12 protein-coding genes and 1 rRNA gene are annotated in these 15741 nt (G+C 68.6%); all 13 read right to left on the bottom strand.

The window, feature by feature from the left end:
- Positions 1 to 137: 137 nt before the first annotated feature.
- The 13 genes from M2428_RS15410 to rrf all read right to left on the bottom strand — a co-directional run bounded on the left by M2428_RS15410 (position 138) and on the right by rrf (position 15421).
- Positions 138 to 626 (bottom strand): NUDIX domain-containing protein, encoded by a 489-nt coding sequence (locus M2428_RS15410; RefSeq protein WP_277526836.1) that lies wholly within the window; start codon positions 624 to 626, stop codon positions 138 to 140.
- 423 nt (positions 627 to 1049) lie between these two features.
- Positions 1050 to 2888 carry an HNH endonuclease signature motif containing protein gene (locus M2428_RS15405; RefSeq protein ID WP_277526835.1) on the bottom strand — a complete coding sequence of 613 codons (1839 nt, stop codon included), beginning with the start codon at positions 2886 to 2888 and terminating at the stop codon, positions 1050 to 1052.
- Between the two features lie 452 nt (positions 2889 to 3340).
- A complete protein-coding gene (locus M2428_RS15400) occupies positions 3341 to 3682 on the bottom strand; it encodes a YciI family protein (protein WP_277526834.1) in 342 nt (113 codons plus the stop codon).
- A gap of 344 nt (positions 3683 to 4026) precedes the next feature.
- The gene (gene xerD / locus M2428_RS15395) at positions 4027 to 4968 is read right to left on the bottom strand and encodes a site-specific tyrosine recombinase XerD (protein ID WP_277526941.1); all 942 of its coding nucleotides are present in this window, start codon (positions 4966 to 4968) and stop codon (positions 4027 to 4029) included.
- Positions 4969 to 5123: 155 nt separating this feature from the next.
- Positions 5124 to 5789, bottom strand: coding sequence for an NUDIX hydrolase (locus tag M2428_RS15390; protein WP_277526833.1), 666 nt, complete (start codon positions 5787 to 5789; stop codon positions 5124 to 5126).
- Between the two features lie 27 nt (positions 5790 to 5816).
- Complete coding sequence (locus M2428_RS15385) at positions 5817 to 7610, bottom strand: CTP synthase (protein ID WP_277526832.1); 1794 nt, start codon at positions 7608 to 7610, stop codon at positions 5817 to 5819.
- A 99-nt stretch (positions 7611 to 7709) separates the two neighbouring features.
- The gene (gene recN, locus M2428_RS15380) at positions 7710 to 9446 is read right to left on the bottom strand and encodes a DNA repair protein RecN (protein WP_277526831.1); all 1737 of its coding nucleotides are present in this window, start codon (positions 9444 to 9446) and stop codon (positions 7710 to 7712) included.
- A gap of 3 nt (positions 9447 to 9449) precedes the next feature.
- Positions 9450 to 10475: an NAD kinase gene (locus M2428_RS15375; protein WP_277526830.1), complete on the bottom strand. Its 1026-nt coding sequence runs from the start codon at positions 10473 to 10475 to the stop codon at positions 9450 to 9452.
- Positions 10476 to 10497: 22 nt separating this feature from the next.
- Complete coding sequence (locus tag M2428_RS15370) at positions 10498 to 11310, bottom strand: TlyA family RNA methyltransferase (protein WP_277526829.1); 813 nt, start codon at positions 11308 to 11310, stop codon at positions 10498 to 10500.
- The gene (locus tag M2428_RS15365) at positions 11307 to 11663 is read right to left on the bottom strand and encodes a hypothetical protein (RefSeq protein WP_277526828.1); all 357 of its coding nucleotides are present in this window, start codon (positions 11661 to 11663) and stop codon (positions 11307 to 11309) included. The genes M2428_RS15370 and M2428_RS15365 overlap by 4 nt, the downstream gene beginning before the upstream one ends.
- A 9-nt stretch (positions 11664 to 11672) precedes the next feature.
- A complete protein-coding gene (locus tag M2428_RS15360; RefSeq protein ID WP_277526827.1) occupies positions 11673 to 12662 on the bottom strand; it encodes an HAD-IIA family hydrolase in 990 nt (329 codons plus the stop codon).
- Positions 12663 to 12666: 4 nt separating this feature from the next.
- On the bottom strand, positions 12667 to 14730 hold the full coding sequence (locus M2428_RS15355) for a hypothetical protein (protein ID WP_277526826.1): 2064 nt from the start codon (positions 14728 to 14730) through the stop codon (positions 12667 to 12669).
- 574 nt (positions 14731 to 15304) lie between these two features.
- Positions 15305 to 15421 (bottom strand): 5S ribosomal RNA (gene rrf / locus M2428_RS15350).
- Positions 15422 to 15741 lie beyond the last annotated feature (320 nt).

Genomic DNA, 15741 nt, shown 5'->3' with positions numbered 1-15741 from the left:
CGTGTGCCGCTCGCTGGTGTGCGATGGAAGTGCGTGAATCGCCGCGGCGCAATGTTCGAACCCTAGGCTACCGGCCAGGCCGCGGCATTCCCGGCATGAGGGTTCGAGTCGCGGAATTCTGCGGCGGGGAAGCCTGCTCACCTCCGCGTGGAGGGATACCGGACCGACGCAACGGTCTCGTTGTCCTCGTTGAGGACCACGACGACGTCGATCGTTTCGCCTGCCAAGGCCGGGGGCAGCCAGTGCCCCGCATCCTGCCACATCCGTTCCAGCGGCAACGACGCGGTGTCGAACCACTCGGGCGTGATTTCCGGGCTCTCGGCGGGTTCGCCTTCCCACCGCCGGGTGGTGAAGAGCCGGCACGACATGTTCAACTCGGGCCGGGCGGGAAAGATGAACTCGACGACGCCGGCGTGGGCCAAGTCCTCTTGGAGCACCACGATGCCGGTCTCTTCCCAGACCTCGCGGACCACGGCCTCGGCATCGCTCTCCCCCGGCTCCACGTGGCCGCCGACGCCCACGATCTTGCCGATGCCGAAACCGGTTCTTTTCAGGCCCAGCAGCACCTCGGTGCCGGTCGCTGCCTCACGGAGCGGGAAGCAGAGAGTGACTGGCGTGAACTTCATGTGCTCAACCCTATAGCGGCCGCAGGCTACCGATGCTGTCCGGCTGCCAGGCCATCGTCCACAAGGGCCAGCAAAAAGTTCGCAGGAACGAGATTTCTGGAGGATGTCGTGAGGTCCACTACGCTCCGCGAACCGCGCTCCCGGACGCACCGCTACTCTCGTCGAACTGCACGTAGCCACACGGCCATTTGGCCATTTGGCGGAGGCGGACGCCCATCCGCTCCCCGAGGATTTCATTATCGAAGAGCACATCCACGGCCTTCACCGAATGTGGCGCCCCCTCCTCGGGAATCCACGTAGGGCATGGAGCATCAACACCGGCATCAAAACCGCGGAGAACAGCGGGGTCGATCATCGGCTTCGCATTCTCGGTCCCAGCTTCGGCCTCCCGCGCTGAAACGGCCCGCTACTAGTCGATCAGACTCATCGGAACTGGAAGCTTTCCGGGTAGGGGCCGTCGAGGGACGCCGGCCAGTACGGGTCGTCCGTGTCTGCGGCGGGCATTGGATGCGCGGCGGTGAATTGGTACCAGTCCGGGAAGGGGTCCGGGGGCAGTTCCGGCTCGGGATCCCGGCCGGGTTCCTGGCCGGCGTACCGCGGCGGCGCCGGGTCCGGGTGGTGTCCCGGGTCCGGGTGGTGTCCCGGGTCCGCGGGCAGGCCGTGGTCCGCGGGCAGGCCGTGGTCCGGGCCTGTGTCTGTGTCTGTGTCTGTGTCTGTGTCTGTGGGCACGAGGTGGTCCGGCCAGTCTGGTGGTTCCCAGTCCTGGTGTTCGCTGGGGTAGTGCCGTCCGGACGGTGAGGTCCAGCCCGGCGGGCTGTCCTTGCTGGCCCCGGCGGGTGTCCAGGCGGAGCCGTGTTTGAGGCGGTGGTGTCGGGGGCAGGGCTGGCCCAGGTTGGAGATGCCGGTGGTGCCGCCGTCGGCCCAGGCCAGGAGGTGGTCTGCCTCGTTGTCCAAAGAGTGGTTGCCGCAGCCGGGGAAGGGGCACCTGCCGTCGCGGAGCCGGAGCCAGTGCCGCTGGGCCGTCGTGAGACGGTAGCTGGTCCGGCCGATTTCCAGCGGGGCGCCGTCCCGGGGGTCGGTCAGGACCCGGTAGAAGGATCCGGCGCCGTCGGTGATCAGGCGGCGGGCCATGGACGGCGGGATCGGCCCGTAGCCGTCCAGGGTGGCGGGTTCGTCGGTGGCGCCCAGCAGGGACAGGACCGGGACGGTGATCAGGACCTGCGCCCGCGGGGACGGAACACCCCCGGCCACATGCCCGCCCGGACCGGTGCGGCCGTCGGCCATTCCGCCGCCGGCCGCTCCGCGGGCCGTTCCGCGGGCCGTTCCGCAACTGGCCATTCCGCCGATGCCGGTGCCGCCGTCCGCTCGGTCGGTGGCCCCGGTGCCGGTGCTGTGGCTGGTGAGCAGCCAGGTGGCGGTGATGTCGGCGCGGAGCTGGCTGAGGGTCCGGGCCTCGTCCGGGCCCTGGAGGGAGCGGGCGGCGGCGGTGGTCCGCTCCCAGATCCCTGCGGCGCTGTCGGCCGGGAGGTAGGCGGAGAGCCAGGCCATGCCGTCCCGGTCCGGGAGGTAGTCGACCCGCCGGTCCTCGGCGCTTGTGCTGTGGCGTCGTTCGATGCTGACCGGGTGGTGGCGTTCGCGCCAGGCGCGGGCCTTGGCCCGGAACCGGGACGCCACGAGGTCCCCGGCCGGGCAGCCGCGGGCGGGGGTGGGCGCGTCGGGGTCCAGGAAGTGGGCTTCCAGGCCGGCCGCTCCGGCCGGGTCCAGTCCGGTGGTTTCGTCGGCGATGATCCGGGCGTGCTGCCAGGAGATCGTCCCGGCCTGCAGGGCGGCCAGGGTCAGCGGCAGCGCCGTGGTCAGTGCCCGGCAATCGGACAGGAGGGCGCCGGCGGTTCGTTCGCTGACGGTCAGGACACAGGCGACCTCGGCGACCAGCGCCATGGCCTGGGCGGTGCGGTCCTGCGGCGATGCCGCCGGTGGCGTCAGGGCCAGGGCAGCCCGCGCGTAGTCGGCGGCCAGCCTCACCTTCAGCGCCGCGGTCCGGGCTTCGATCCGGGCGACCTCGGCGAGCCCGTCCAGGCACCCGTCCGCCAGGCGCCGCAGCGGATCCGCGTCCCGCCACGGATCGGCCCCGGACAGATCAGCCCCGGACGGATCGGAGCGGTCCACGCCAACGCCCGCGAAAGCAGCAAGCGCAGCAACGGACGCGGCGACAGCCTCCACGGCCTCCCTGCTTTCCGCACTCCACGCCGCGCTGCTTTCCATACCCCAAGCAAATCACGAGGCACTGACAATTTTGGCGAAACCGGCGGCGGTGCAGCGCGACGCCGGCCCTGACTTCAGAGCGCCGTCCTCACTTACGCGCTGAGAGTGTTTCTCGGCTCTTCGCAGTTAGGGTGTACGGCTCGTCGGCACGTCGGTGGCCGGGTGGGGTGACAGCCCGCATCCAGCCCGGTCGTATCGTACGAGCCGACATCGCCCGGCCAGACGCTCGTAGGAGGCGCGCTCCTCCGACAGCTCCCAACTCAGCTCGAGATGGCTGAGCCACCCGCTGACGTACAGCAGAGGCCGACCGGCTCCGATCGACGAGTGGGTCAGCGATGTGCCGTGGGTCGAGGTCACGCGCCGCGCTACGCGCTGCTGCACGCCTTTCATTATGGGCCCCGTTTCATGATGGGCCCGCGCCGCACGACCGACTCTGGCTGACGTCGCCCTCGTCAGCTGGCCGGGTCGTACGCGAACTGCCGGACCTCTTGCGAGCAGCGGCAGGCGACGGCGATCTTCGCGGCCCACTCAAGTGCCGCCTCCCGCGAGGGCAGCTCGAGAACGGTGTAGCCGCCGTTGGGCACCTTGTGGCCTGGGTACGTGCCCTCGGTGACGGTGCCGTCACCGGCCACGAGCACCGGGTCTACGTCCTCATCGATCCCGCCGCCGAAGATGTACACGCCCGCCGCCTTGGCCTGGTCGATGACGGCATGCGAGGCTTCGACCACGTCCTCGAAGTCCTCCTCGGGGAACACCATGGCCTCACCGGGGAACGAGATCAGGTACTTCGTCATTCGAGGACTCCTCAGCTCCGGCGGCGCCATCCGTCGGCTCTTGTCTGCGGCACCGCTCTGGTGCCCAGCTCGATTATGGCTCCGGCGCCCGACATGTGGTCAAGATAGAGCGTCGCGAGCGACGCAGTATCTGCTCGAGCGGTACCGTCTGGGAGCACGTTCTAAAACGCGCGCCCGCGAAGGAGGGTCAGCCATGAATCACTTCTACAGGATCGTGATCGGCGCGGGGGTTACGGGTCGAGGTCTCCGAATGAATGAGGTTCCTACGCCATCCATCCAGGAGACCTCGACGTGCTCGACGCTACCCTCACGACCGCTTTCACCTGTCCTGATCTGACCACGGCTTAGCCCAGGGCGCGCGGGTGCGCCGCGGCGTAGATCTCCCGCAGCGTATCGGCCGTCACCTGGGTGTAGACCTGCGTGGTGGTTACCGAGGCGTGCCCCAGCAGTTCCTGGACCACCCGGACATCGGCACCGCCCTCAAGCAGGTGGGTGGCGAAGGAGTGCCGCAGGGTGTGCGGGGAAACGTCTTTGGTGATGTTGGCCTTGTCCGCCGCCGCCTTCAAAATGGTCCAGGCGCTTTGTCGGCTGATCCTGCCGCCGCGGGCGTTGAGGAACAGGGCAGGGGTGCCCTTGCCCTTGGCGGCCAGCAGGGGCCGGCCGCGGACGAGGTAGGCGTCGAGGGCACGTGCCCCGTAGGAGCCGAGCGGGACGAGGCGTTCCTTGGAGCCCTTGCCGAACAGCCGGACGATCGCCGGCCCGTCGCCTTCGCCGGCCTGCTCGGGCGCGTGCAGGGAGATATCGTCGACATCCAGGCCCACTGCTTCGCTGATGCGGGCACCGGTGGAATAGAGGAACTCGAGCAGCGCGCGGTCGCGCAGGCCGGTTGCTGTGTCCGTGCCGGCCGCCTCGAGGATCCGGGTGACCTCGTCCACGCTGATGGCCTTGGGCAGCCGTCTGCCGGGCATGGGCGGGTGGACGTCGCTGGCGGGGTCGGTGGGCGTGACGCCTTCGAGGGCCCAGAACTTGTGGAGTCCGCGCACGGCCACCACCGTTCGGGCCGCCGAGCGGATGCCCAGGGCGGAGCCGCCGTCGGACCCGTCGGAGAGGGCCTGGACGAAGCCGGTGACTTCGTGCCGGGTGATCTCGGCGGGACGTTCCCGGCCCGTGTGGGCGAGGTGCCTGGCGTAGCGGGCCAGGTCCCGCCGGTAGGCGGAGAGGGTGTTAGCCGCAAGCCCGCGTTCCACGCCCATGTGCTGCAGGTAGTCAGTTATTGCGCGGTCTATGGCTGTGAGCGGCCGTGTGGGCGGGCGTTCGGGAGCTGCCGCCGCCGGTGCCGGGGCCGGAGGTTGAGCAGGGGCCGGAGGTTGAGCAGGGGCCGGAGGTTGAGCAGGGGCCGGAGGTTGAGCAGGGGCCGCAGGTTCAGCAGTCAGCGCATCGGTCATTGGCGCTGGCTGGGATGGGCGGGCCAGGGCGCGTCGGCCGGGCGGAGGCTTTCGAAGTTGTCGGCGCGGGCGGCGGCGGCGGCCAGCACGCCGACGACGGCAGACGGGTTGTGCAGGCGGCCGTCAAGCACTGCTTGCACGGCCTCGTCCAGCGGGGTCCAGTGCAGTTCGATTTCTGCTTCTTCGTCGGTGCGCACGTGCCGCTCGTGTCCCGGCACCTCGCTCAGACCGCGGGCCAGGTAGATGCGGATGGCTTCGCTGGAGGATCCCGGGGAGTTGAAGAAGTCCGCCAGCACGTTCCAGCGGTCCGCCACGAGGTCCGCTTCCTCGGCCAGTTCGCGGGCGGCGCCGATGACGAAGTCCTCCCCTTCGACGTCCAGCAGCCCGGCGGGGATCTCCCAGAGGTCCATGCCGACGGGATGCCGGTACTGCCGGAGCAGCAGCACGTCGCCGGCGTCGTTCATGGGGAGAATGGCCACCGCGCCGGGATGGTCAATGTAGTCCCGGACCAGGGTGTCGCCGTCGTCGTTGAGCTGGAAACTGTCGCTAACGACGTCCCAGATCCTACCCTCGTAAACCTTCCGGGAAGACAAAAGACGGCGCGGGCTCGGCTCGTCCGAAACCTGCCGTGCAGCATTGGGGGTCTCAGACATACCGGGCATCGCGCCGTCCTTTGATTCAGTTGGAAATTACTTGGACACCGCAGCCGACGAGGGCTTGGGCGCAGCAGCCGGGGCATCAGCCTTTGCACTGGCCGTGCTACTTGCAGAGGGCGCGGCGTCGCCGGCCCGCTGGTGCCCCAGGGCAGCCTCGATCAGGCCCGCGAACAGCGGGTGCGGGCGCGTGGGCCGCGAGCTGAGCTCGGGGTGCGCCTGCGTGGCTACGTAGTACGGGTGGACTTCGCGGGGAAGTTCCACGAACTCGACCAGCTTGCCATCGGGCGACGTTCCAGAGAACGACAGGCCCTTGGCGGCAATCTGTTCGCGGTACTTGTTGTTGACTTCGTAGCGGTGGCGGTGCCGTTCGCTGACCTTTGTGGTGCCGTAGGTTTCGGCGACGACGGAGCCTTCGTCAAGCTTGGCTTCGTACAGGCCCAGGCGCATGGTGCCGCCGAGGTCGCCCTTGCCGTCGACGATGTCCAACTGCTCCTCCATCGTGGCGATGACGGGGTACTTGGAGTCCGGCTCGAACTCGGACGAGGACGCTCCCTCGAGGCCGACCACGTTGCGGGCGTACTCGATCACCATGCACTGCAGGCCCAGGCACAGGCCCAGGACCGGGAGCTTGGTTTCGCGGGCGTACTTCAGGGCGCCGAGCTTGCCTTCGAGGCCGCGGATGCCGAAGCCGCCCGGAACGCAAATGGCGTCGACCCCGGCCAGGGACTGCACGGCGCCCTCGCGGGTTTCGCATTCGTCCGAGGGGACCCAGCGGATCTTGACCTTGGTGTCATTGGCGAAGCCGCCGGCACGAAGGGCTTCCGTGACGGACAGGTAGGCGTCCGGCAGGTCGATGTACTTGCCCACGAGCGCGATCTCAACTTCATGCTTCGGGTTGTGGACGGCGTCGAGCAGCTTGTCCCAGCTGGTCCAGTCCACATCCTTGAACGGCAGGTCCAGGGCGCGGACGATGTACGAGTCCAGGCCCTGGGAGTGCAGGGTCTTTGGGATGTCGTAGATGCTCGGTGCGTCCGGGCAGCCGATCACGGCGTCGATGTCGACGTCGCACATGCGGCCGATCTTGTCGCGCATCGGCTGCGGGACTTCGCGGTCCGACCGGATCACGATTGCCTCCGGCTGGATGCCGATGGAGCGCAGCGCGGCAACGGAGTGCTGCGTCGGCTTGGTCTTCAGCTCCTGCGAAGGGCCGATGTACGGCACCAGGGATACGTGGAGGAAGAACACATTTCCGCGGCCAATGTCCTGGCGGACCTGGCGGGCGGATTCCAGGAACGGCTGGGACTCGATGTCGCCCACCGTGCCGCCGATTTCGGTGATGATGACGTCCGGGGCGTTCTTGCCCTCGGCGGGAAGCCGCATGCGCCGCTTGATCTCATCGGTGATGTGCGGGATGACCTGGACGGTGTCGCCGAGGTATTCGCCGCGGCGTTCCTTGGCGATGACGGTCGAGTAGACCTGGCCGGTTGTGACGTTGGCCGATCCTTCGAGGTTTTCATCGAGGAAGCGCTCATAGTGGCCGATGTCCAGGTCCGTTTCGGCGCCGTCGTCAGTGACGAAGACTTCGCCGTGCTGGAAGGGGTTCATCGTGCCCGGATCCACGTTCAGATAAGGATCGAGCTTTTGCATTGTTACAGACAGACCGCGTGCCCGCAGGAGGTGGCCGAGGCTCGAAGCCGTCAGTCCCTTACCGAGCGAGGACGCTACACCACCGGTGACGAAGATGTGTTTGGTCGTCTTGGACGAGCCCGGAAACCGGGAATTTACACGAGAGTTTGATCGCTGCACCACGGGGTTTGAGCTTATCATCAATTCGGCCTTCCACGGGCTCTTTGGCGGGATCCCGATGTGATTGTTGTCCTAGCAGCGGTCCTGCGGGAATCCTTGCGGACGTTCCCGCCGGGCCGCTCAGATTTGCGGCAGCAGTTTGGCGTCGTCCAGCAGCTCCTGTGCGTGCGCCTGGGCTGATTCGGAGTCCTCCTGGCCCGCCAGCATGCGGGCCAGCTCGCGGACGCGCTCTGACTCGTCCAGCAGCTGCACGTCGCTGGAAGTGAAGCCCGTGGCGGTAGCGCCGTCGGCGCCCCGCACGGAGGTCTTGGTGACCCTGATGTGCTGGTTCGCGAACGCGGCCACCTGCGGCAGGTGGGTCACCACGAGGACCTGAACGTGCTGGGCCAGCATCGCCAGCCGGCGCCCGATCTCGACGGCGGCACGGCCGCCCACGCCGGCGTCGACCTCGTCGAAAACGAACGTCGGGACGGGATCGACGGCGGCCAGCACCACCTCGATGGCGAGCATCACCCGGGAGAGTTCACCGCCCGAGGCGCCCTTGCCCAGCGGCCGGGCCGGCGCGCCGGAGTGCGGCTGCAGCAGGAACGAGATCTCATCGGCCCCGAACGGCCCCAGCTGGGCTGCGGGCTCCACGTTGATGACCAGGGTGGCATCGGCCATGGCCAGCGCGGTCAGCTCGGCGCTGACCCGCGCGGAGAGGTCCTTGGCGGCCTTCGTGCGCGCCTTGCTGATCGTGGCGGCCTTCTTCCGGAGCTCGGCTTCGGCCCGGGCCACCTCGGCGTCCAGCGATTCGATCCGGGTGGAGTCGTCCTGCAGTTCCTCGTGCCGGGCCCGGGCGGCCTCGGCCCAGACCAGCACCTCGTCGATGCTCGGCGCGTACTTGCGGACCAGCTTGGCCAGCGCCGCCCGGCGGTCCTCGATCTCGGCGAGCCGCTCCGGGCCCTCCGTGTCCAGGGCGGCCTGGTAGCTGGCGAGCTCCGCGGCGATGTCGTTGAGCAGGAAGCCGACCTCGGCCAGGCGCGCCGCGGCTGAGCCCAGCTCCTCGTCGTGTTCGGCCACGTGCTCCAAGGTGCGCTTGGCGGCATCCACCAGGGTGGTGGCGTCGGCATCTTCGCCGAAGTCCTCGGCGATGAGCGCCTGGTGGGCTGTGCTGGCGGCGATCCGCAGTTCCTCGACGTTGGCCAGCTTCACGGCCTCGGCCTTGAGGGCGTCGTCCTCCCCCGGCTGCGGGTCCACGGCGTCGATCTCGGTCAGGGCAGCCTGCAGCGACTCGGCCTCGCGGAGGCGTTCGCGGGCGGCACTGCGCAAAGCGTCCAGCTCACCCTGGCTGGCATGCCAGTGGGCATAGAGGTCCTGATAGGCGGCAAGCGTGCCCGCAAAGCTCTCGCCGGCGAATTTGTCCAGGGCGCCGCGCTGCGCCACCGGGCTCTTGAGCCGGATCTGGTCCGATTGCCCGTGCACCACCACGAGGGTTTCGCCGATTTCGGCCAGCACGCCGACCGGCGCGGCGCGTCCGCCCAGGTACGCACGGCTGCGGCCGTCGGCACCGACGCTGCGGGCAAGCAGCAGTTCCACGCCGCCGTCGAACTCCTCAACCTCCGCCCCGGCCTCGCGGGACCGCGCGACGGCGGCGTGCCCGGCGTCGAGCTTCAGCACGGCCTCCGCGGAGGCGCTCTTCGCACCGCTGCGGACGGCGCCGGCGTCGGACCTGGCACCGAGGAGCAGTCCGACGGCGGTGACCACCATGGTCTTGCCGGCACCGGTTTCACCGGTCACCACGCTGAGGCCCGGGCCCAGCGGCAGGGTGGCGTCGGTGATGACGCCGAGGTCGCGGATACGCAGTTCTTCAAGCATGGTTCACTTCGCAGTCGAGGGATCTGGGGCGTCACCGGGTTCCGAGTGGTGCGGCGAGGGCAGCGGCGGCATGGGACGGGGCGTGCGGATGATCGGGATGGGTCCGGTGTGGATTGCCCCGGCCTGCGGCATGGGGCCGCGCCAGCCCTGGATTGGGAGTTCGAACTTGCGCACCAGCCTGCCGGAGAAGGGGGTCTGGCGCAGCCTGGCCAGCCGCACGGGCGTCGCGGAGCGGGTCACTTCGACGCGCGCGCCGGGCGGCAGATCCACCGAGCGGCGGCCGTCGCACCAGAGGACGCCCTGGGCGTCGGTCCGGTTCAGGATCTCGACCGCGAGCCTGGACCGGGGCGAGACCACGAGCGGCTTTGCGAAGAGGGCATGGGCACTGATCGGCACGATCAGGAGGGCCTCGACCTCGGGCCAGACCACAGGACCGCCGGCGGAAAACGCGTAGGCCGTGGAGCCGGTGGGCGTGGCCAGGACCACGCCGTCGCAACCGAATGAGGTCAGGGGGCGTTCGTCGACTTCCGTGACCACCTCCAGCATCCGTTCCCGGTTGCCTTTCTCGATCGCGGCCTCGTTCAGGGCCCACGTGTGCCAGATCTTCTGTCCGCGGACCCAGACCTGGACGTCGATCGTCATGCGCTCTTCCACCGTGTAGTCACGGCTGGCGATCCACTCGACGGTCTGGGCGAGGTCGGCCCGCTCGCTCTCGGCCAGGAACCCCACGTGGCCGAGATTGACCCCGAGCAGCGGCACGTCGACTTCGCGGACCAGCTCGGCAGCGCGGAGGATGGTGCCGTCTCCGCCCAGCACCATGACGAGTTCTACCTCTGGCAGCTTCACGTGGTCGTGGAGGACCTCGACGGGGTGGTCGAGCCGGCCGAAGAAGCGGACCATGTCGCCGAGCTCGTTCTCCTGCAGCACAGGGACCAGCCCGAATTCATGCAGCAGGGCACACGCTTCCCAGGCAGCCTTGAGGGATTCCTCGCGCCCTGTGTGGGCAAGGATGAGGACACGCCTGCTCATCGGGTTCCGCCTTCTGGTGGTACTAGTGGTTCGGCCAGATTGTTCCGAGCAACGCAGCAACGGCTGCGTCCCGCTCCTCGATCTTAGGCGGGACTTCCGACATCGCGCGTTTTATCCACAGGAAGTATTCGACATTGCCGTCCTGGCCCGGCAGCGGACTCTGGGCGAGCCCCTTCAGTTCGAGCCCCGCGTCCGCGGCGGCAGCTGCCACTTTGCCCACGGCCAGCCGGCGTTCCCGTTCCGAGGTGACCACGCCGGTGCGGCCCAGCCGGTCCTTGCCGATCTCGAATTGTGGTTTGACCATGAGGACGAGGTCGCCGCCGGGCTCGGTACAGGCCCTGAGTGGCGCCACCACAAGGGTCAGCGAGATGAAGGACAGGTCCGCCACCGTCAACGCAGCCATCCCGCCGATTTCCCCGGGCGTCATGTACCGGACGTTGAGGCCTTCGTGCACGGCAACGCGGGCGTCGTTCCGGATTTCCGGCACCAGTTGGCCGTGCCCAACGTCCACAGCCACCACGTGGGCGGCTCCGCGCCGCAGCAGCACGTCCGTGAACCCTCCGGTCGAGGCACCGGCGTCGAGACACCGCTTGCCCGCGACGTCGACGGCGGGAAAGGCATCCAGCGCGCCGGCCAGCTTGTGCCCGGCACGGCTGACGTAGCCGTCCTCGGCAGAGGCCGTGACGTCCAGCGGGGCGTCATCCGGGATTTGCAGGGATGCCTTGGCGAGGACCTCGTCGCCGGAGCTGACCTTGCCTTCGGAAATCAGCCGGGCGGCATGCGTCCGGGACCTCGCGAGCCCGCGGCTGACGAGCGCCTGGTCAAGCCGGCTCACGATCCCCCGTCCCCCGCAGCATGGATCCGGCGCGCCACGCCGGCGGGGCCGGCCACGTCCTCGTTCAGGGCCTCCAGCAGGGCGTCGTGCATGCCTGCATAGACTTCCCCGTGCTCGGACACGGGCGTTTGCCGCAGGGCCGCGAGGCGGTCCAGCACAGCGCTGACGGCGGGGTCCTGGACGAGTGCCTGCTGGCCGTGTGCCGCGCGCCCGGAGGGTTCCGCCGAGCGCTGCTGCGACGGCAGGTCAGGCCAGGCGATGTCGGCCGCGAGGCTCGGCGCCTCCGCCTCAGCTGGCAGCTGGCTTGGGGCCTGGTTCAGCGCAGAGTCTGGCAGCTGGTTAAGCTCGGTCATGTCTCCAGCCTAGTGATCGAGCCACTCGAGGACCGGAGCCAGGGCGCTGGTCGTCTCGGGGTTCGCGGCCCACCAGGCCGAACAGGCGGCACGCCATGAATCGAGGTCGGCGGGGTCTCCGCTGATGTGGACGGACTGCCCCCGTACGATCGCCGAGGCCGCGCCACTGCTGAACCGCCCGGCGTCGTGCTCCACGTCAGGGTACGGCGCGTACAGGCCGGTCAGGTCATTGATGAGGAAATCGGGGCGTTCCATCGACTTTGCGGCGAGGATCGATTCCCTGGTGTCCACTCCGGTCAGCACCGCCACCGTGGCGAAGCCGGCGTTGTTGCCGCCCAGGATATCGGTGTCCAGCCGGTCACCGACCACCAGCGGCCGGTCCGCGGCCAGCCGCTTGGCGGCGGTGTGGAACAGCGGCGCCTCTGGTTTGCCCGCCACGATTGGGCTCTTGCCGGTCGCTGCCGCCACGGCCGCCACCAGCGTCCCGTTACCGGGGGCAATGCCGCGCGCCTGGGGAATGGACCAGTCCGTGTTGGTCGCCACCCAGAGGGCACCGCCGGCGACGACGTACGACGCCTCGGCGAGGTCCTTCCACCCAATGTCCGGGCTAAAGCCCTGCACGACGGCGACGGGGTCATCCTGCGCGCCGCGGACGGGAACCAGGCCAACCAGCTCAATTTCCTGGGCCAGCGCGGCACTGCCCGTGATTAGCACGTGTGCCCCGGCCGGCAGCAGCGAGGCGAGCAGCGCTGCCGCCGCCTGCGAGGAACTCACCACCTGGTGGTCCTCGGCGGGGGCGCCGAGATCGCGCAGGTGCTGCGCTACCTGCGCCGGGGAACGGGATGCGTTGTTGGTGACGTAGCCCAGCCCGACGCCGACGCCGGCCAGCCGGCGCAACGACTCGACGGCCCCGGGGATGGCATGGGGGCCGGCGTAGACAACGCCGTCGAGGTCGGAGAGCAGGGCATCAAAGGGGGAGATCAGGGCGGTATCCGTCATGCGGCTAGTCCTCCACACGTTCACGCTGGGCAGGCTCTGAGTCGTCAATGAGTTCCTGCTCCGCTGCAACGTCGGCTTCTCCATCGGCTTCAGCGTCAGCTTCAGCGTCCGCTTCACCATCGGCGTCATCGAGCACGTCGGCCTCCACCGAATCCTGGTCCGACTCGGCGTCGTCGGACTCGAAGTAGTCAGCTTCGGCGTCGTCGGCGCTGTCATCGATGGCATTCTCGTCGATCGCGTTGTCGTCGGTCGGGTTCAGGCCGGTCGCTGCGTCTGCGGTGCCGGCGGCTTCTGCCGCGGCGGCAGCACTGGCGGCACGCGGGGCGCGCTCTTCGGTTCCGGCGTGCATGTCGGCGTTCTCCTGCGCACGGAGGCGCCGCTGCCGCTCCTCCTCGCGGGCCTCTTCCTCCTCATCCCAGCCGAGGTCAATGATGTCGGGTTCCTCATCCTCCCCGAGACCCAGCGCGTTTTCGGCCACGATGGCCTGCCGTTGCCACTTGTCGGCTTCGGCGGCGCGGCCGGCTGCCGTCAGCGCGTCGGCGTAGGCGCGGAACAACCGCGGGCTGTAGGAAAAGGCGCGGTTGATGTCCAGCTGCGGGATTTCCAACTCGGAAACCGCGGCGTCGAGCTGCCCGAGGTCGGTGCGGGCACCGGCGGCCACGATAGCCAGCTCCACCTTGCCGGGGGCGTCGAGATCCTTGGCTTCGTCGGACCGGGCCATGTCCAGGGCACGGTCCGGGCGGCCCAGGCCCCGCTCGCAGTCGGCCATGACCGGCAGGTGCATGTTGGAGCCGCTGATCCGGCGGTAGGTGCGGAATTCCCGGAGGGCTTCACCATAGTGGCCGGCCGCATAGGCCGTCAGGCCGACAGCTTCGCGGACGGATGCAAGGCGTCCGCCGCGGCGGCTGGCTGCCAGGGCGTGCTGGAAGGCAAGCTCAGGTTCTTCGTCCAGAAGCCGTCCCGCCATGACGAGGTGGCGGGCCACCCATTCGGCGCTGGTGCCTTCGAGGGTCTTGATCTGGTGCTGGGTGGCGCGGTCAAGTTCCTTGCCCGTGACGTCCTCGTCGATCTGGGGTGAGCGCTCCCGGTCCGGACGGTTGGCGCTCCGGAGATCGCGGGCATTGGGCACACGCACCGGACGGTCCTCCGGGCGGTCCCGCCCGTACTGGCGCGGGCCTGAGTCGCCACGGTCAAAGCTCCGTGCCGGACGGTCCTCGCGGTTGCCGAACGGCTTGCGGTTCTCGCCGCCGGAATAGGGCTTACGGTCACGGTCGCCACCGCCGAAGCTGCGCTGTCCCCCGCCTTCACGCGGAGCACGATCACCATACGGCTTACGGTCACCATAGGACGGGCGGCTGTCGCCGCCGCTGTACGGCTTGCGGTCACGGTCGCCACCGAAGCTGCGCTGGCCGCCACCTTCACGCGGGGCACGGTCACCATACGGCTTACGGTCACGATCGCCACCGCCGCTGTACGGCTTGCGATCGCCATAGGAGGGGCGGCTATCGCCACCGAAGCTGCGCTGGCCGCCACCTTCACGCGGAGCACGGTCACCATACGGCTTACGCTCGCCGCCACCGCTGTACGGCTTACGGTCACCATAGGAGGGGCGGCTATCGCCACCGAAGCTACGCTGGCCGCCACCTTCACGGGGGGCACGATCACCATACGGCTTACGCTCGCCGCCGGCGCCACCGCCGCTGTACGGCTTACGCTCGCCGCCACCGCTGTACGGCTTACGGTCGCCATAGGAGGGGCGGCTATCGCCACCGAAGCTGCGCTGGCCGCCACCTTCACGCGGAGCGCGATCACCATAAGGCTTACGCTCGCCGCCGGCGCCACCGCCGCTGTACGGCTTACGCTCGCCACCGCCGAATCCACGCTGATCCCCGCCTTCACGCGGAGCACGATCACCATACGGCTTACGGTCACGGTCTTCCCTGGAACGGAACCCGCGAGGATCGCCGCCCGAGTTGCTCGTGCCGCGGAAAGGGGCTCCACCGGAACTGCGTCCGCCAGAGTTGTCGCGGGCCTTGCCACCGCGGTTGCCATCATTGTGCTCAGCCATGCTGAATCCTCCTGTTGCGAGCTGACCACTGGCGCAATCGCAGCCGCTCTGTTCCGTGTTTCGTTTCCTACGCAACCCGAAATCAAGCGCTTCGAAGTCCGTACATCTCCCCCAATTCTAGGCGAGCAACCCGCCACCGGCTAACGGCATCACATCAATAGGGCCCGCGGTGGGATGTCTCACAACCTCCTGCACCACTTCTCTTAGCGGCCGGCGGTCGGCCCAGCGGCGCCGGTGGCCGAGACCCTGTTTGGGGGTCTGCTGCGGAGGACCCCAACGTGGTTGGGGGTCCTCGACCTGAATAGTGTTCTTCCGATGACCCGCAGTTGAGAAGTTCCCGCGGCGACGCTCCCTCGGGTATGGGGTGTCCGACGGCGGCGCCCGCTTGGGTTGCCGTGCCGGCTTCCGCGGTGGAGAGCCCGCCTCCGAAAGGTGCGTGCGGGAGGTGTGGCGCCTGGCCGATGGTGTAGCCAGCGCCGCCGGCGTTCCAGGGGCCTGGCTGGGTTTTGTGTTGTGGGGGTTAAATGCGGGAGGACCCCCAACCTTGGTTGGGGGTCCTCGACCGTGAATGGTGTTCCGGCGGTGACCTACTCTCCCACACCCTCCCGGGTGCAGTACCATCGGCGCTGTGGGTCTTAGCTTCCGGGTTCGGGATGGGACCGGGCGTTTCCCCCACGCTATGACCGCCGTAACCCTGTGTCCGCACCCGCCGGCGCCTAAGGGGGCGTGGGGGTGGGAAATCCGGTGGTTACAACATGTTCGCTGCGGACTGGGTCCGCAGGTGTGGTGTTGTTATGTAGTTGTCGGTTCTCAAGCAACGGGTTTGTTGGTTGGGAACCACATAGTGGACGCAAGCAGTCTTGTTTCTTTGTACCACCCCTGGGTGCAAACCCCTTTTGAATGGGTTTGCGGGGTGGTGTGTGGTGTAAGTTATCGGCCTATTAGTACCGGTCAGCTTCACGAGTCGTTAGTCCTCGCTTCCACATCCGGCCTATCAACCCAGTGGTCTGG

The organism is Arthrobacter sp. ES3-54, from assembly GCF_029504395.1.
In the GTDB taxonomy this organism is placed as follows: domain Bacteria; phylum Actinomycetota; class Actinomycetes; order Actinomycetales; family Micrococcaceae; genus Arthrobacter.
The sequence above is the reverse complement of the archived record's forward strand: the minus strand, read 5'-3'. Positions and strand labels throughout refer to the sequence as shown.